The organism is Nocardia sp. NPDC058640, assembly GCF_042716995.1.
In the GTDB taxonomy this organism is placed as follows: domain Bacteria; phylum Actinomycetota; class Actinomycetes; order Mycobacteriales; family Mycobacteriaceae; genus Nocardia.
In genome coordinates this window covers 50,260-66,452 of sequence record NZ_JBHXRG010000022.1, presented here as the reverse complement: position 1 = coordinate 66,452, position 16,193 = coordinate 50,260, and the positions used below count along the sequence as shown (strand labels likewise).

Annotated in this window: 15 protein-coding genes; 4 read left to right on the top strand and 11 right to left on the bottom strand. The window is 67.2% G+C overall.

All coding sequences use genetic code 11. The features are described from left to right. Nucleotides 1-39: 39 nt before the first annotated feature. The 7 genes from trpS to ACFWU5_RS21380 form a co-directional block, all read right to left on the bottom strand. Entirely contained in the window at nucleotides 40-1,071 is a 1,032-nt protein-coding gene (gene trpS / locus ACFWU5_RS21410; protein ID WP_379268389.1) for a tryptophan--tRNA ligase, read from the bottom strand. 21 nt (nucleotides 1,072-1,092) lie between these two features. After that, the gene (locus ACFWU5_RS21405) at nucleotides 1,093-2,031 is read right to left on the bottom strand and encodes an oxygenase MpaB family protein (RefSeq protein ID WP_379268388.1); all 939 of its coding nucleotides are present in this window, start codon (nucleotides 2,029-2,031) and stop codon (nucleotides 1,093-1,095) included. Between the two features lie 72 nt (nucleotides 2,032-2,103). Continuing rightward, nucleotides 2,104-3,960: a VWA domain-containing protein gene (locus tag ACFWU5_RS21400; protein WP_379268387.1), complete on the bottom strand. Its 1,857-nt coding sequence runs from the start codon at nucleotides 3,958-3,960 to the stop codon at nucleotides 2,104-2,106. A 79-nt stretch (nucleotides 3,961-4,039) separates the two neighbouring features. Next, entirely contained in the window at nucleotides 4,040-4,279 is a 240-nt protein-coding gene (locus ACFWU5_RS21395) for a hypothetical protein (RefSeq protein WP_379268386.1), read from the bottom strand. Nucleotides 4,280-4,408: 129 nt separating this feature from the next. Further along, nucleotides 4,409-4,888 carry a barstar family protein gene (locus ACFWU5_RS21390; RefSeq protein WP_379268385.1) on the bottom strand — a complete coding sequence of 160 codons (480 nt, stop codon included), beginning with the start codon at nucleotides 4,886-4,888 and terminating at the stop codon, nucleotides 4,409-4,411. After that, on the bottom strand, nucleotides 4,888-5,379 hold the full coding sequence (locus tag ACFWU5_RS21385; RefSeq protein ID WP_379268384.1) for a ribonuclease domain-containing protein: 492 nt from the start codon (nucleotides 5,377-5,379) through the stop codon (nucleotides 4,888-4,890). Before ACFWU5_RS21385 ends, ACFWU5_RS21390 begins: the two co-directional genes overlap by 1 nt. Continuing rightward, nucleotides 5,376-6,134, bottom strand: coding sequence for an exodeoxyribonuclease III (locus ACFWU5_RS21380; RefSeq protein WP_379268383.1), 759 nt, complete (start codon nucleotides 6,132-6,134; stop codon nucleotides 5,376-5,378). The genes ACFWU5_RS21385 and ACFWU5_RS21380 overlap by 4 nt, the downstream gene beginning before the upstream one ends. 89 nt (nucleotides 6,135-6,223) lie before the next feature. On the opposite strand from ACFWU5_RS21380, the gene ACFWU5_RS21375 reads away from it, so the two are divergent. Both ACFWU5_RS21375 and ACFWU5_RS21370 read left to right on the top strand, forming a co-directional pair. Further along, nucleotides 6,224-7,078 (top strand): alpha/beta fold hydrolase, encoded by an 855-nt coding sequence (locus tag ACFWU5_RS21375; protein ID WP_379268382.1) that lies wholly within the window; start codon nucleotides 6,224-6,226, stop codon nucleotides 7,076-7,078. Nucleotides 7,079-7,283: 205 nt separating this feature from the next. Further along, complete coding sequence (locus ACFWU5_RS21370; protein WP_379268381.1) at nucleotides 7,284-8,909, top strand: purine-cytosine permease family protein; 1,626 nt, start codon at nucleotides 7,284-7,286, stop codon at nucleotides 8,907-8,909. A 68-nt stretch (nucleotides 8,910-8,977) separates the two neighbouring features. On the opposite strand, the gene ACFWU5_RS21365 is transcribed toward ACFWU5_RS21370, so the two are convergent. The 4 genes from ACFWU5_RS21365 to glpK (ACFWU5_RS21350) all read right to left on the bottom strand — a co-directional run bounded on the left by ACFWU5_RS21365 (nucleotide 8,978) and on the right by glpK (ACFWU5_RS21350) (nucleotide 13,703). Beyond that, nucleotides 8,978-9,499 (bottom strand): hypothetical protein, encoded by a 522-nt coding sequence (locus tag ACFWU5_RS21365; RefSeq protein ID WP_379247117.1) that lies wholly within the window; start codon nucleotides 9,497-9,499, stop codon nucleotides 8,978-8,980. 117 nt (nucleotides 9,500-9,616) lie between these two features. After that, on the bottom strand, nucleotides 9,617-10,366 hold the full coding sequence (locus ACFWU5_RS21360) for an SDR family oxidoreductase (RefSeq protein WP_379268380.1): 750 nt from the start codon (nucleotides 10,364-10,366) through the stop codon (nucleotides 9,617-9,619). Between the two features lie 122 nt (nucleotides 10,367-10,488). Further along, entirely contained in the window at nucleotides 10,489-12,123 is a 1,635-nt protein-coding gene (gene glpD / locus ACFWU5_RS21355; protein WP_379268419.1) for a glycerol-3-phosphate dehydrogenase, read from the bottom strand. Nucleotides 12,124-12,200: 77 nt separating this feature from the next. Continuing rightward, entirely contained in the window at nucleotides 12,201-13,703 is a 1,503-nt protein-coding gene (gene glpK, locus ACFWU5_RS21350; RefSeq protein ID WP_379268379.1) for a glycerol kinase GlpK, read from the bottom strand. Between the two features lie 133 nt (nucleotides 13,704-13,836). On the opposite strand from glpK (ACFWU5_RS21350), the gene ACFWU5_RS21345 reads away from it, so the two are divergent. Together ACFWU5_RS21345 and glpK (ACFWU5_RS21340) are read left to right on the top strand one after the other, a co-directional pair. Next, nucleotides 13,837-14,589, top strand: coding sequence for an IclR family transcriptional regulator (locus ACFWU5_RS21345; protein ID WP_379268378.1), 753 nt, complete (start codon nucleotides 13,837-13,839; stop codon nucleotides 14,587-14,589). 106 nt (nucleotides 14,590-14,695) lie between these two features. Next, a complete protein-coding gene (glpK, locus tag ACFWU5_RS21340) occupies nucleotides 14,696-16,189 on the top strand; it encodes a glycerol kinase GlpK (RefSeq protein ID WP_379268377.1) in 1,494 nt (497 codons plus the stop codon). The last annotated feature ends 4 nt before the right edge of the window (nucleotides 16,190-16,193 follow it).

The following is a 16,193-nucleotide window of genomic DNA, read 5'->3' as shown; positions in this document are numbered from 1 at the left end:
ACGCGCCCCTTCAGCGAAAACCCCAGGTGCGCAACGGGTTCAGCGTGCGAGGAAGCCAACCCGGTCGTACACCTGAGCAAGTGTGTTGCCTGCGATCTCCCGCGCCCGTTCGGCTCCCGTGGCCAGAATCCGGTCCAGTTCGGCGGGATCGGACAGGTACTCCTGCACCTTTTTCTGTACGGGCGTGACGAATTCGACGAGCGCGTCGGCCACCTCGGCCTTGAGATCACCGTAACCCTTACCGGCGAAATTCTGCTCGAGGTCCACGATCGGGGTGGCGGTCAGCGAGCTCAGGATCACCAGCAGGTTGCTCACGCCCGCTTTGTTCTCGGGGTCGTAGCGCACTTCGCGCTCGGTGTCGGTGACCGCCGAGCGCACCTTCTTGGCGGTGATCTTCGGGTCGTCCAGCAGGTTGATCAGGCCGGCGTCGGTGGACGCCGACTTGCTCATCTTGGCGGTGGGGTCCTGCAGGTCGAAGATCTTGGCGGTGCCCTTGACGATGTGCGGTTCGGGCACCACGAAGGTCTTCTTGTAGCGAGTGTTGAAGCGCTGGGCCAAGTTTCGGGTCAGCTCGAGGTGCTGGCGCTGGTCCTCGCCGACGGGGACCTGGTGCGGGCGGTAGAGCAGGATGTCCGCGGCCATGAGCACGGGGTAGGTGAACAGGCCGACGGTGGCGTTGTCGGCGCCCTGCTTGACCGACTTGTCCTTGAACTGGGTCATCCGGCTGGCCTCGCCGAAACCGGTGATGCAGCTGAGCACCCACGATAGTTCCGCGTGCTCGGGCACCTGGCTCTGCACGAACAGGGTGGACTTGGCCGGGTCGATGCCGAGCGCGAGCAGCTGGGCGGCGGCGGACTTGGTGCGCGCGCGCAGCGCCTTGGGGTCCTGGCTCACGGTGATCGCGTGCATATCCGGGATGAAGTACAGGGCGTCGTACTCGTCCTGCATCGTCACCCAGTACTGCAGCGCGCCCAGGTAGTTGCCGAGATGGAAGGAGTCGCTGGTGGGCTGGATGCCCGACAGCACCCGCTGCTTACGTTCGGCCGGCGCGGCCGGGGCAGGACTGGACATACCCCGATCTTTCCATGGGCCTCAAGCGGTATTTCGCTGCACCCAGTTCCGCGGATCCACACCGGGCATGCTCGGGTGGCCGGTCTTGACCATGTGCTGTTCGCGGCGGGCGAGCAGCTGGTAGGAGGGGGTGCTGCGGCCCGCGAGGGTGCCCGCCAGGATGCGGGGCGTCAGCGGGGGTGCGATATGGGCGGTGCGGATGCTGCGGCACAGGGCGCGGTGGGCGAGTTCGTCGGGGATGCCCCAGTCGATGCCGTACATCTGCCGGATGCGCGCCGGGAGACTGCCTTGCACCAGCAGATATAGCGCGGAACCGACCTGTTCGGCGGGCGCGCGTAGACGGTAGGCCTTGCGGTGGCCGGCGAGGTAGGAGCCCACGAGGCGGGCTTCATCGGTCAGGTGCAACTGCGTGGAAAGCAGGTAGCTGTCGAAGTAGCGGCGGAAGGCCCGGTAGTCCGCGGGCGCGGCGTCGCGCGGCATACCGAACAGCTCCCCCCAGCGGACATAGTCCTGGTAGAGGTCCTCGCGTTCGGTGGCAGTGAGCTCGCGCACGAGGCGGTCGTGCATGACTTCGGCCGAGTCGAAGGTGAACGCCATGGTCATGAACATCAGGTGCGGGTCGTGCGCGGAATAGGCGGTGCCCGCGGGGTGGTGGGCGCCCGCGTCCTCGGGCAGGGTGCCGACCACGCGTTCGTGCTTGCGCCGCGTGAAGGCCAGTGCCCGATCGGCCTCGGCTTTGCTGCCGAGGAACACCGCTTCGAACAGCCCGCCGGTGATCGCCAGGCGCGTATACGGCGTTGCCCGGTGGGCGGTGTGCTCGCTGGTGCCCACGAACAGCAGCGGGTGCACCGCACCGATCACCAGGGCCCGCAGTCCGTAGGTCAGCCCGACCGTGCGCTTGCTCATGACCCGCCGGATCATCGAATCGTCCGCGAAATATCCGGCTTCACGCTGCGCCATGCCGCGCCTCCTCATCGAGTGCATCTGGCAACAGGATCCTCCAGAATGCGCGATCTGGGAAGGCCTGCGGGGCTATCGGCGACGACGCATGCGTAGCAGGGTGAACACGATGATGCCGAGAGCAGCGAATCCGGCAACGACGATGCCCAGCAGGACCGTGGAGTTGTCGTCGTCGGCAGGTTTTGCGGCGGTGTCCGGGGCATTCGGAGCAGGGGTACCAGCGGTGGACCCCGGCGCCGACTGATAGGTCGGGCCCGGCTCCGGTGTTCCGGTCACGGCCAGGTCCAGTTCGATGGGGACGGGGCGGACGCTGCCGGGGTCGTGGCGGGCGGGTCCCATGTGCACGGCGATGTAGTACCAGCCGGCCAGGGCGTTCTCGGAGACTTCTTTTTCCGAGGACTCGCGGTTTCGATAGCGGATCTCAGGGGTCGCCAAAGCTGCTTCGTTGGTCGGCAGGGCATCGGCCGCGCCGGTGTAGGACGTGAAGCCGTCGGCGACCTCGTGGCGGTACGGGTTGTACAGCGAGGTGGTGGCCACGGACACGTTGTCCAGGCCACGACCGGGCGTCTCGAGGAACCGCACCCGGTACGCCAGGCCCTGACCCCAGTCGAGTTTCACCTTGTAGAACACGAATTCGCCGCGTTGCACGGTGTCGCTGTAGACGCCGGGCCCGTCGAGCACGGTGGCCACGTTGAACGAACCGCCGCCGGTCACCGGTTCGACCGGACTGTTCGGCGCGGTGAACGGCGCGAGCGCCGGTTCCGCCGCCGGGCCCGCATCGGTCACGCCGGGTTCGACGGCGATATTGAGTTCCAGCGGCAAGGTAGGAGGCGCGCTGTCAGCGACCCCGGCCCATTCCACGGTGAAGTAGTACCGGCCGCCGCCCTTGCACTTGTCGGCGTTGAACGAGCCGTCCTTCGCCTCGGTCGCGCCGGTCCATGTCGAGGTGACCGTGAGCGCCACACCGTCGGTGGATCGCACGGCGTTCGCGTGTTCGAAAGCGTTGCAGTCCTTGCCTTCCGAGCCGAACACGCGCACGTACATGCTGTTGTTCGCACGCACGGGGTCCTCGCCGCGCGGGAACGACATCGTGCCGCTGAAGTAGGCGGTGGCGCCCTCGGGAATGTCGACGGCGTAGTAGCGCGGCTTCTTGTGGCCGATGGTGTCGAGGTACTGCCCCGGCACGACCGCCGGGGCGTTCTGATAGCCCTCGCCGCCCTCGACGGGCGTGCCCGCCGACGCGTACTCGCGCAGCGCCGCGGTGCTCACGCGGGGCAGCACCTGCTCGAGGGTTTTGCCGTCGGCGGCGTCGGTGTAGGTGCCGCCGGTGGTGTCCGCGATGCAGGTCAGCTGGGCACGCGAGGCATCGTCGACACCAAAACCGATGGCGTGCATGACGATCTCGGTGCCCTGGGCGTGCAGTTCGCGCGCGACCTCGCACGGATCGGGTGGTGAGCAGGTGTCCAGGCCGTCGGAGACCAGCACGATCGAGCGCGGGCCCTCGGTCGGCAGGGCGCCCGCGGCGGTGCGCAAGGCCGCACCGATCGGGGTGAAGCCGCTGGGCGTGATGTTGTCCACGGCCGTGGTCAGTGCGGGTTTGTCGATGGTGTCGGCCGGTTCCAGCACCGAGACGTCACGGCAACCGGCGGCCTTCTCCGCGTCGGTGGAGCCGGTCCCGGTGCCGTAGACCGACAGCCCGACCTTGGCCGCGGCGGGCGCGGTCTGCACGAAATTGCGTACCGCGGTTTTCGCCGCGTCCATCTTGGTGCCGCCGCCGGGGTCGGCGGCCAGCATCGAACCGGAGGCGTCGAGCACCAGCATGGTGGGCGCGTAGGTGCTGTCGGTCGGCGCGGCGGACGCGGGGACCGCCATCGGTAGCAGCCCGATCGCCGCCGCGGTCGCCAGACCGATCACCTTCGCGCAACGCACCGTCGAACTCCGTTCCGATCCGCCGGACCTCGACGCATCAGCTCTCGACCGTAGCCGGACAAACCGCACATAGGGGACCTTATGGCGTCGCGGTGCCGACCGGAATGCACGTATCGAGCAAGATCCCGTCGCACGGCTGCGACGAACCGCCGGCGAGTTGGGCGACAAGGGAATACAGCTGACCGCCCAGGTCCCCGGAACCGGTGGACGGTCCGGCGACCTGCTGCACACCGTGGACAGGTGCCTGCGCGGCCGCCACTCCCGCGCCCGACATCATGATCGCCGCCGCGATGCTCGCGCCCACCATTACTGCCTTCATCGTGCTCTCCTGACCGGCGGCCTCGGTAGCCGCGCGCTGCCGACTGTATGCGGACCGATCAGGCGAGAGCAGCCGTCAATTCCGGTGGCATCAGAACCAGCGGTTGCGTTGTCGGCCAGCGTGATTCGTTCAGTCCGACAGTGCGACGGCATGGAACGTGTCCGGGTCGCCCTGCAGCACGACCCGGAACGCCACCTCGCGTCGCGCCCAATACGCAGCGCAGTCGCGCATGGCGGAGTCGAACCATTCGCGTTCGGTGGGCTGGTCGGCGAGCAGGTCGTCGGCGGTGCGGATCACCGCGACGTAGCCGGGGGCGTCGCCGACGAAATCGTCCAGGTCACGCAGGCATTCGTCGAAGGCGTCCTTGTTGGCGCCGAAGTAGTACGGGAACTGGAAGGCGGCGGCGAATTCGTCGAACAGTTCCGCGGTGGTGCGCATCTTGGTGCCGCGCAGTTCGCGCACACGGTAGTCGGCGGGGGCGTCGTAGCGCACGCCGCTGAACTGGTTGGCATCCACCGGCAGCGCGCCGATCACCGGTGCCGCGGTGGCGGCCGGCGCCTGCGCGTGGGGACGAGCGAGGAACTGCGACAGCGTCATTCGCGAAGTCATCAGCGCATCCTTGTGAAGGTTTCGTAGTGGTCGCCGGTGTACCAGGCGGAACCGTCGCTGCCGGTGACGATGCGTTCGGCGTCGCGACCGCGGTTGCGCTGCTTGGGATTGACGTCCCATTCCTGGTAGCTCACCGCCTTGCCCGCCGAATCCTTGGGCGGCAGTTTGGTTCCGCGGTTCATGAACTGTTCGCCGCCCTTGGTGCCCTGCGCGTTGGCCGAACCGGGCCAGCGACCGGCGTCGATTTCGACGAGGGTGGTGTAGGCGCGGTCGGGCACCCCGGCGGTTTTGGTGACGGGCGCGGCCGACGACTTGCCCGCGGGCGGACCAGGTTTCGGCGCGCTGAGGGTCGTGGTGATCCCGGCGACGGGCTTCGTGCTGGTCGCGGTGGTGGTGTCGGTACCGCGACCACCGAACAGCGTGAGGCCGATGGCCGCCAACACGAGAACGAGTCCACCGAGCAGGCTGAGAGTCTTCCGTGAGAGTTTCATCGAAACTGGACAGTAACCGGTGCGTGGTCGGACCACCGCTGGTCGTAGGCGTCGGCGCGCTCGACGACGGCCTGTTTGGCGCGCCCGGCCAGTTCGCCCAGGGCGAGGTGGTAGTCGATCCGCCAACCCGAGTCGTTGTCGAAGGCGCGGCCGCGGTAGGACCACCAGCTGTAAGGCCCCGCGACGTCGGGGTGCAGGGCGCGAACCACGTCGACGTAGCCCGCGGCGAGCAGGTCGGCGATCCAGGCGCGTTCCTCGGGCAGGAAGCCCGCGGACTTCTGGTTGCCCTTCCAGTTCTTCAAGTCGACCTCGGCGGGCGCGATGTTCCAGTCGCCACTGACCACGAACTCACCGGTACGCGACTTCAGATACGCGCCGAACTCGGCCATGAACCGATACTTCTCGTCCTGCTTGGGGGTGTTGGCCTCGCCGGAGTGCACGTAGACGCTGGCCGCGGTGATGTCCCCGAAATCGGCTTCGATATAGCGGCCCGACTCGGCGAACTCGTCGCTGCCGAAGCCGACGCGCACCGCGTCGGGCGCGCGCCGCGACAGGATGCCGACACCGGCGCGGCCCTTGGATTCGGGCTCGGCGTGCGACAGCACCCAGCCCGCGTCCAGGGCGGGAGCCAGCGCCGCCGCGGTCTGCGCGTCGGTCGCCCTGGTCTCCTGCAGGCAGACGATGTCGGCTTCGGTCGCGGCCAACCAGGCGAGCATGCCCTTGGTCGACGCGGCACGCACACCATTGACGTTCACGGATGAGAGGATTGTCGGCACGGTACGACCGTACAATGCAGGCAGGGATGCTCCCCCGGACACCGCCGTCCAGGAAGGGGTGATTGACGATGACGTCACGCACCGCCAAGTCCACCGCCCGCCCCACGCCCGTCGCGGCACTGCATATCGGGTCCGGCGACCCGGTGCTGCTACTGCACGGATTCCTGTTGTCGCCGCACTGCTGGGAACAGGTCGCGCAGCGCATGTCCGCGCATTGCGAGGTGTACGCGCCCGCGTTCGCCGGACACTGGGGTGGTCCGAAGGTGCAGGGCTGGTCGCTGGATGTGTACGCGCTGGCCGACCAGATCGAAGATCAACTCGACGAATTGGGTTGGCGCACTTGTCATATCGCGGGCAATTCGCTGGGCGGGTGGGTCGGACTCGAACTCGCTCGGCGCGGTCGGGCTCGCACGCTCACCACGATCGCGGCCGCGGGCGGATGGGCTTCGCCGTCGATCACGCAGATCAGGATCGGGATGAAGTTCGCGTCGATGCTGCCGTTCATCGAGATCGGCAAGCGTCTGGGCGGGATGGCGATCAACAACGCGCTGGTCCAGCAGGTCACCGGGATGTTGTTGACCAAGCACACCGGCGCGGTGCCGCGACGAGATCTGGCGAATGTGCTCGCCGCCGCGCTGCACTGCGACGTGATGATCCCGCTGATCCTGGGCAGTCTGCGCGCACCCGGCATGGATGATCTGGGCGAGCTCGACACGCCCGTGCGGATGCTGCTGGCCGAGTACGACCGGATCATCCCCAACAGCGTGTACGCCACCCGCTACCTGCGCGAATTGCCCGAATCCGCGGATCGGATCCTGGTGCACGGGGTGGGGCATGTGCCGATGTTGGAGGCGCCGGATCGGATCGCGACGCTGATCGCCGAGCACATCTACGCCAGTCGGGGGCACCTGCGCGCGGTGTGAGTCGCTCGCCGAACATTCTGTCGCGCATGGCGATTCGCGCTGCGTCGGCTCGAGTCTTGTTTCCACCTGCTCATTGCGGTGACACCCGTCACGATCGGCTGTGCGTAACAGCGGCGTAACGGATCGGAAAATTCGTGTCTACATCCATGAACGACCGTCTGTGAGTCGCCGGATCGAGCGGCAGCGCAAGACGGAGAGAGGGAAAATGGCCGGAGCAGATACTGCCGCCAAAGAAACACTCGAGGACTACACGCTGCGTTTCGCCCCGCGGAGCTACCGCAAATGGAGCCCCGCGGTCGTGGGAATCTCCGCCCTCGGCGGCATCGCCTACCTGGCCGATTTCGCGATCGGCGCCAATATCGGCATCGCGCACGGCACCGGAAACGCCCTGATCGGCATCGGTATCTTCGCCGTGGTCGTCATGCTCACCGGTTTCCCGCTCGCCTATTACGCCGCGCGCTACAACATCGATCTCGACTTGATCACGCGCGGAAGCGGATTCGGTTACTACGGCTCGGTGATCACCAATATCGTGTTCGCGTCGTTCACCTTCATCTTCTTCGCCCTCGAAGGTTCGATCATGGCGCAGGGCCTGTTATTGGGCCTGGGAATTCCCCTGTGGATGGGCTATCTGCTGTCCACGGTCATCATCTTCCCGCTGGTCATCTTCGGGATGAACACCCTGGCCAAACTGCAGGTGTGGACCACTCCCCTGTGGCTGCTGCTGATGGTGGCGCCGTTCGGGTTCCTGCTGCTGGGCCACCCCGATTCGGTGGGCACGTTCTTCGCCTACGGCGGGGAAAACGGTGGCGGCGTGAGTGTTTCGGGCGCGCTGCTGGCCGCCGGTGTGTGTCTGTCGCTGATCGCGCAGATCGCCGAGCAGATCGACTACCTGCGTTTCATGCCGCCGCGCACCCCGGAGAACCGGGCGAAGTGGTGGGGCTGGATGCTGCTGGCAGGTCCGGGCTGGGTGCTGTTCGGCGCGGCCAAGCAGGTCGTCGGCCTGTTCCTCGCGGTGTACTTGATCGCGAATCTGCCTGCCGCGCAGGGTATCGCGAACCAGCCGGTGCACCAGTTCCTGGAAATCTACCGCGACATGGTGCCGGGCTGGCTGGCCATGACCCTGGCCGTGGTGCTGGTGGTCATCAGCCAGGTCAAGATCAACGTCACCAACGCCTACTCCGGCTCGCTGGCCTGGACCAACTCCTACACCCGCGTCACCAAGACCTACCCCGGTCGCCTGGTGTTCCTGGTGGTGAACCTGGTCGTCGCGCTGATCCTGATGGAAGCGAACATGTTCGACTTCCTCAACAGCATCCTGGGCTTCTACGCCAACTGCGGCATCGCCTGGATCGTCACCGTGGCCACTGACATCGCGGTGAACAAATACCTGCTGAAGATCTCACCGAAGGTGCCGGAGTTCCGGCGCGGGATGCTCTACGACTTCAACCCGGTCGGCCTGGTCGGCTTCGGACTGTCCTCGGTGCTGTCGATCATGACCTTCTTCGGCCTGTTCGGTGAGCTGCTGAAGCCGTACTCGCCGGTGGTCGCGGTGCTGGTGGCCTTCATCGCCACCCCGCTCACCGCCATCGCCACCAAGGGCAAGTACTACCTGCGTCGCACCGACGACGGCATCGACGTGCCGATGTTCGACGAACACGGCAACCCGGCCGACGACCTGCTGCCCTGCCACGTCACCGGCATGGAATTCGAGCGCCCGGACATGATCGCCTCGGCCGTCCCCGGTCCGGAAGGCGAGATCCAGTACATCTCGTCGCTGGCCCTGTCCACCGACCGCGAAGGCAAGCACCTGCTGCCCCGTCAACACTGAGACCTACGCGAAAGCCGTGCGGCACGAATACTTTTCGTGCCGCACGGCTGCGTTTTCGGTGGTCGGGCTCAGCTCTTGCTGAACTTGGCGAAGTCGCCGCGCCAGATCACGTTGTCGGAGGTGATCACCGCGGGGTTGAGCTTGTCCATCGGCACCGCGTACGCGATCTTGATGGTCTGCTTGGAACCGGGCGGCAACTTGCCTGCCAGGCTGTACCCGAAGGTCTTGTCGCTGGTCATCACCGCTTCGGCGGGGGTGCCTTCCTCGCCGTACACGATCTTGGGCGCAGACCAATATTCCAGCGCGGTCTTGGACGTGTTGTTGAGCTGGAACGTGAACGCCGTGACGGTGCCCTGGCGCTCGAGTTGTGCGGTCTCGACCTTCAGGATCGACACCTCCACGCCGTCTTCCAACTTGCCCACATCACCCGGGTTCAGCACACCGTCCGCGTTCGGCGTGGCAGGCGCCTTCGAGGCCGCGGTGGTGGTCGGCGTGGCGGCGGGCTTGCCCGCGGGCAGATCTTCCTGGCAGCCGGCCAGCAGCAGACTCGCCGCAACGACGGTGGTGGACAGCGCAATACGGAATTTCACGGACTTCCCCTCCTCTAAGGACGCGCGGGGTCTCCATCGGTGAAATCCCCCGAGCACAGCGGAAGGATCATATACACCGATCAGCCAACCGCGTGCAGTGCAGCGGCATCGGCGGGGTCAGAGCAACTTTCGGACGATCGGGGTCGGTAGCGCGCGCAGCAGGTAGCCCAGCGGCACCCACGGCCACGCGGGCACATACGCCTTCGCGCGACGCTTCTCGATCGCGGCGACCATCGCGCGCACGCCGGTTTCGGTGTCCACCATGAACTTCGGCGGATACTTGACCTGATCGTTCATCTCCGAACGGATGTAGCCGGGGTAGATCACCGACACATCGACGCCCGGAATCGCTTCCATGCGAACACCTTCGGCCAGCGCCGCGACGCCCGTCTTGGTGGCCGCGTAGGTGGTGAGTTGTTTGGGCATGCCGCGCACGGCGGACAAAGACGAGATCATCACCAGGTGACCGCGGCCCTGCGCACGGAAGATCTTCAACGCTGCCTCGCTCTGGGCAAGGGCGGCAACGAAATTCACCATCACGGTCTCGCGATTGGCCTTGTGCAGCCCGGTCCCCAACGGCGCGCCCTTACCGAGGCCCGCGTTGACGATCACCCGGTCGATGGTGCCGAGTTCGTCGGCGAACTCGTCGAAGACGGTGAACACGGCGGCGTCATCGGTGACGTCGAGTTGCTTCACCGAGACCACGCGATCGGGGTGTGCGGCAACGATTTCGGCGCGCAATTCGTCGAGCCGCTCGGTCCTGCGTGCGCAAATGCCCAGGTCATAGCCCAGGGTGGCGAACTGGCGGGCCATCTCGGCGCCGAGCCCGGAGCTGGCGCCGGTGATCAGGATGGTGCCCCGGCTCACGACTGCGCCGTGATTCGTCGGAGGGTGATTCGCGATTCCATGTACCTACGCTAGCCAGTGCAGGGCCGCGGCGCCGCCCGTTCCGTTGACGGGTGACGCCGCGGCCGTTCGCTCGGCGCGGGTCAGCGGGCGGCGACCAGCCTTGCCTCGTTGGCGGCCGCGTCGTCGCCTGCCTCGTTGGCGGCGAGTTCGGCGTGCACGCGGTCGTAGTAGCGGTTGATCTCGGCGTTGGCGGTCTCCTCGGTCCAGCCGAGCAGGGGTGCGATCAGCCGGGCGATCTCCGGGGCGGCGGCCAGGCCGCGGTCGGGGACCTCGATGGAGATGCGGGTGCGGCGGGTGAGGATGTCGTCCAGGTGCAGGGCGCCCTCGTGGGTGACGGCGTAGACGATCTCGGCCGCGATGTAGTCCGAAGCGCCCGGAATCGCCTGGCGCAGTGCGGGATCGGCGGCGATGAGGCCGAAGATGTCGGTGCTCAGCGAGCCGTACCGGCCGAGCAGGTGCTCGACCACGTCGACCGGCAGTCGCTGCGACACCGCCAGGGTGTTCACCTCGGCCAGCATGTCGAAGTAGCCTTCCGCGCCGACGACGGGCAGCTGCGCGGTCGACGACGCGGGCACCTCACCACCCAGCCGTGCGGCGGCGGCATCGACGACATCGGCGGCCATCACCCGGTAGGTGGTGTATTTGCCGCCGGCGATCACGAACAGGCCCGGCGCGGGCTCGGCGACGGCGTGTTCCCGCGACAGCTTCGCGGTCTCCTTCGTCGCACCGGTCATCAGCGGACGCAGCCCGGCGTAGGTGCCGACGATGTCGGCGCGCGTAAGCGGTTCGCGCAGCAGCGAATTGACGTGATCGAGGATGTACTGCACGTCGGCGGCGGTGGCCGTGGGGTGGTTCTTGTCCAGGGACCATTCGGTGTCGGTGGTGCCGATGATCCAGTGCTCGGCCCACGGGATCACGAACAGGACCGACTTCTCGGTGCGCATGATCATGCCGGTGTGCATGTCCAGCCGGTCGCGCGGCACGAGGATGTGCACGCCCTTGGACATCTGCACATGGAAGGGGAAGTCGACGCCGGTCATCTTGATCATGTCATCGGTCCACACGCCGGTCGCGCTGATCACCGTGCGCGCTCGAATGGTGTGGGCCAGACCGGTTTCCAGGTCGATCACACGCGCGCCGACGACCTTCTCACCGTCGCGTTCCAGCCCGATCACCTTGGTACGGGTCAGGACGGTGGCACCGCGCTCGGCGGCGGTGCGGGCGATCATCATGGTGTGGCGGGCATCGTCGACCTGCGCGTCGTAGTAGCGGATGGCGCCGGTCATCGCGTCGTCCCGCAGCGCGGGCGCGAGTTCCAGTGCGCCCGAACGTGATAGGTGCTTGTGCATCGGAACCGTGCGCGCGCCACCGAGGGTGTCGTAGAGGGCGATGCCCGCGCCGATGTAGGCGCGCTCCCACACCCGGTGCTGCAGCGGGAACAGGAACGGCACGGGGTGCACCAGGTGCGGTGCGAGCGTATTCAGCAGCAGCCCACGCTCTTTCAGAGCTTCACGCACGAGCGCAAAGTCCATCTGCTCCAGGTAGCGCAGGCCACCGTGGATGAGTTTCGACGAACGGCTCGAAGTGCCGGCCGCGAAATCCCTTGCCTCGACCAGGGTTACGGACAGGCCACGCGAGGCAGCGTCGAGCGCGGCACCGGCGCCGGTCACGCCGCCACCGATGACCAGCACGTCGACCTCGGCGGCATCGAGCATGCCGATGGCCTTCGCACGGTAGGTGGGGTCCAGTTGCACAGACACGATGATCTCCTTCTCGAAAATATTGGGGTAATTCAGATTTCGGCCCAGTCGAGCGTTCGCTCGACAGCCTTGAGCCAGCGGCGGTAGCCGTGTTCGCGTTGCTCGTCGGACCAGCTCGGGTACCAGCGGACGTCCTCGGACCAGTTGTCGAGCAGTTCGTCGGTGCTGCCCCAGAAGCCGACGGCCAGTCCGGCGGCGTAGGCGGCGCCGAGCGCGGTCGTTTCGGCGACGACCGGCCGGGAGACCGGGACGCCGAGCAGGTCGGCCTGGATCTGCATGGCCAGCTGGTTCACGGTCACGCCACCGTCCACCCGCAGCGTCGCCAGTCGCACACCGGCGTCGCGCTGCATGGCCTCGACCACGTCGCGGGTCTGGTAGGCGATGGATTCCAGTGTGGCCCTGGCCAAGTGGGCGTTGTTGCTGTAGCGCGACAGGCCGACGACCGCGCCGCGCGCATCGGGTCGCCAGTACGGCGCGAACAGACCGGAGAACGCGGGCACGAAGTACACGCCGCCGGAATCGGCCACCTGACTCGCGAGGTCTTCGATCTGCGCGGCCCCGGCGATGATGCCCATCTGGTCGCGCAACCACTGCACCGCCGAACCGGTGACCGCGATCGAACCTTCCAGCGCGTAGGCGGGCTTGTCGTCGCCGAACTGGTAGGCGACGGTGGTGATCAGGCCGTGGTGCGAGCGGACGATCTCGGTGCCGGTGTTGAGCATCAGGAAATTGCCTGTGCCGTAAGTGTTCTTGGCTTCACCGGGCTGAAAACACACCTGCCCCACACCTGCGGCCTGCTGATCACCGAGCACGCCCGCGATGGGCACCGAACCCTTGAACGGGCCGTCGGGCTTGGTCGTCCCGAACAGTTCCGGGTTCGACGACGGTGCGATCGCGGGCAGCATGGCGCGCGGGATGCCGAAGATCGCGAGGAGTTCGTCGTCCCAGTCCAGGGTTTCCAGGTCCATCAGCATGGTGCGCGAGGCATTGGTGGGGTCGGTGACGTGCACGCCGCCGGTGAGGTTCCAGATCAGCCAGCTGTCCATGGTGCCGAACAGGGCGTCGCCGCGCTCGGCGTCGGCGCGCACGCCCGCGATGTTGTCCAGGATCCACTTCAGCTTCCCGCCGGAGAAGTACGGCGCGGGCGGCAGGCCGGTCTTCTCACGGATCAGCGCGCTGTGCCCGGCGGCGTCGAGGTCGGCGATGATGCGGTCGGTGCGGGTGTCCTGCCAGACGATGGCATTGCCGTACGGGCGGCCGGTGCGGCGGTTCCACACCACGGTGGTCTCGCGCTGGTTGGTGACGCCGATGGCGGCGAGGTCGTCGGCGGTGAGATCGGCCAGCGACAGCGCGGTCTTGACCACGGTGCGGGTGCGTTCCCAGATCTCGTCCGGATTGTGTTCGACCCAGCCGGGGCGCGGCATGATCTGGGAATGTTCGAGCTGATGGCGGGCCACCACGGCGCCATCGTGATCGAAGACCATGAATCGCGTCGAGGTCGTGCCCTGGTCGATCGCGCCCACATATCGGTTCATCTGCTCGTCCTTCCCGGACCTCACCGTTGAGTCCGTCGTGCGGGCTCTGGGCCCGAAATCCACGCTAGGAACCGCAGCGGGGGCACGCCATGCCTACCGTTCGACAATGCTGAACGGTGGTAGGTTCGGGGCCATGCCCGGTCCGATCCAGTCGATCGAACGCGCCGCCGCGGTGCTGCGTTTGCTCGCGCGCGGACCGGGACCGCTGGCCGTCGGCGAGATCGCGGCCGCGCTGGACCTGGCCAAACCGACCGCGCACGGCATTCTGCGGACCTTGCTCGGGGTCGGGTTCGTCAGCCAGGACGAGAACACCGGCAAATACCTCCTCGGCCCCGCGATCGGCGAGCTCGGCACCGACCGGCTCGATGTGAACGAGTTGCGTTCGCGGGCGATCCACCGGGCCGACGCGCTCGCCTCCCGATCCGGGGAATCGGTGCGCATCGCCGTGGCGCGCGAGGGGCGAATCACGGTGATCCACCACGTGTTCCGGCCCGACAACACCGAGCAGGAGCTGACGGTGGGCGAGGTGGTGCCCGCGCACGCCACCGCGCTGGGGCGGGTGTTGCTCGCCTATGACGTGGCGGCGAAACCCGGTGCGCTGGAACGCTTCACCCGTCGCACGATCGACGATCCGGCTGAGCTCGACCGGGTGGTCGCGCAGGTGCGGCGGACCGGCTGGGCTGGCGAAGTCGGGGAATTCCATCCCGACGAAGCGGGGATCGCCGCGCCGATTCGCGCCAGGGGCGGTCTGGTGGTCGCCTCGCTGGGCGTCGCCGGTCCCACGGATCGACTGTGCGACAACCAGTTACGCATCCGGCCCGCCCTGGTCGAGCAGGTGCTCGCTGCCGCGGCGGCGATCCATCGCGACCTCAGCGTGGCGCAATGAACCAGCGGCACTGTGCTGCAGCGGACCAGCGTGTCGCGATGAACCACTGTGCCGTGGCGAACCAGCGTGGCGCGAGGAACCGCACCGACGACGAGAGCGAGCGCCGATGACGCACCACTTCGTACTCGCCATCGATCAGGGCACCACCTCGACCCGCTGCATCGTCTTCGACCAGCACGCCCGGCTGGCCGGTATGGCGCAGCGGACCCACCGCCAGCATTACCCCAGGTCGGGATGGGTGGAGCAGGACGCGCTCGAGATCTGGCGCACCGTCGAGCGGATCGTGCCCGCGGCCCTGCGCGATGCCGGGATCACCGTCGACCAGGTGGCCGCGCTAGGGATCGCCAATCAGCGCGAGACCACGGTCGTGTGGGATCGCAACACCGGGTTGCCGGTGCGGTTGGCGATCGTCTGGCAGGACGTGCGCACCGAGGAACTCGTCGAGGAACTGCGGAAACAACCTGGGGCGCAGCGTGTTCCGGAACTCAGCGGTCTGCCGCTGGCCACCTACTTCGCCGCACCTCGCCTGCGCTGGTTACTCGACAATGTCGAAGGGCTACGGGCCAAAGCCGAACGTGGTGACGTCCTGTTCGGCACCATGGAATCCTGGCTCATCTGGAACCTCACCGGCGAGCACGTCACCGATGTGACCAACGCGGGCCGCACCCTGCTGATGAACCTGGCCACGCGGCAGTGGGACGAGGAACTGTTGCGGTTCTTCGACATTCCCCGCGCCATGCTCCCCCGCATCGAACCCTGCACCGGCGATTTCGGCATCGCCCGCACCGTCGTGCCCGGCGTCCGGATCGGCGCCGCCCTCGGCGACCAGCACGCGGCCCTGTTCGGCCAAACCTGTTTCGCCCCAGGGGAAACCGAATGCACGTACGGCACCGGCGGCTTCCTCATGATGAACACCGGCACCGAACTGATCCGCTCCACCCACGGCCTGCTCACCACCATCGGCTACCAGGTCGGCCCCGAACCGGTCTACGCGCTCGAAGGGCCCATCGCGGTCACCGGTTCGCTGGTCCAGTGGCTGCGCGACATCGTCGGCCTGATCGCCACCGCCCCCGAAATCGAAACTCTCGCAAGCACAGTCGACGACAACGGCGGCTGCTACCTGGTCCCCGCCTTCTCCGGCCTCTACGCCCCCCACTGGCGCAGCGACGCCCGCGGCCTGCTCATCGGCCTCACGTCCTACGTCACCAAGGGCCACCTGGCCCGCGCCGTCCTGGAAGCCACCGCCTGGCAGACCCGCGACGTGGTCGAAGCGATGAACGCCGACGCGGGCCTGAAAGCCCAATCCCTGCGCGTAGCAGGCGGAATGGCGTCCAACAACCTGCTCATGCAAATGATCGCCGACGTCCTGGACACCCCCGTCCTGCGCCCCCTGGTCACCGAAACAGTCTCCCTCGGCGCTGCCTACGCAGCAGGCCTAGCCGTCGGCTACTGGCCCGATCTCCAAGGCCTACGCCACAATTGGCGCGTAGCCGCCCAATGGAACCCCGCGCCCGACCGCGCCCTCCGCGACGAGGAATACGAACGCTGGCAACGGGCGGTTCAACTCAGCGTCGGCTGGGCCCGCCCGGCCACGGGTTGACGTC

Bases quoted from the DNA above. Each gene is read 5' to 3' on its own strand.
- trpS (WP_379268389.1), bottom strand. From the start codon at position 1,071: ATGTCCAGTCCTGCCCCGGCCGCGCCGGCCGAACGTAAGCAGCGGGTG.
- ACFWU5_RS21405 (WP_379268388.1), bottom strand. From the start codon at position 2,031: ATGGCGCAGCGTGAAGCCGGATATTTCGCGGACGATTCGATGATCCGG.
- ACFWU5_RS21395 (WP_379268386.1), bottom strand. From the start codon at position 4,279: ATGAAGGCAGTAATGGTGGGCGCGAGCATCGCGGCGGCGATCATGATG.
- ACFWU5_RS21390 (WP_379268385.1), bottom strand. From the start codon at position 4,888: ATGACTTCGCGAATGACGCTGTCGCAGTTCCTCGCTCGTCCCCACGCG.
- ACFWU5_RS21385 (WP_379268384.1), bottom strand. From the start codon at position 5,379: ATGAAACTCTCACGGAAGACTCTCAGCCTGCTCGGTGGACTCGTTCTC.
- ACFWU5_RS21375 (WP_379268382.1), top strand. From the start codon at position 6,224: ATGACGTCACGCACCGCCAAGTCCACCGCCCGCCCCACGCCCGTCGCG.
- ACFWU5_RS21370 (WP_379268381.1), top strand. From the start codon at position 7,284: ATGGCCGGAGCAGATACTGCCGCCAAAGAAACACTCGAGGACTACACG.
- glpD (WP_379268419.1), bottom strand. From the start codon at position 12,123: ATGCTCGATGCCGCCGAGGTCGACGTGCTGGTCATCGGTGGCGGCGTG.
- glpK (WP_379268379.1), bottom strand. From the start codon at position 13,703: ATGAACCGATATGTGGGCGCGATCGACCAGGGCACGACCTCGACGCGA.
- ACFWU5_RS21345 (WP_379268378.1), top strand. From the start codon at position 13,837: ATGCCCGGTCCGATCCAGTCGATCGAACGCGCCGCCGCGGTGCTGCGT.
- glpK (WP_379268377.1), top strand. From the start codon at position 14,696: ATGACGCACCACTTCGTACTCGCCATCGATCAGGGCACCACCTCGACC.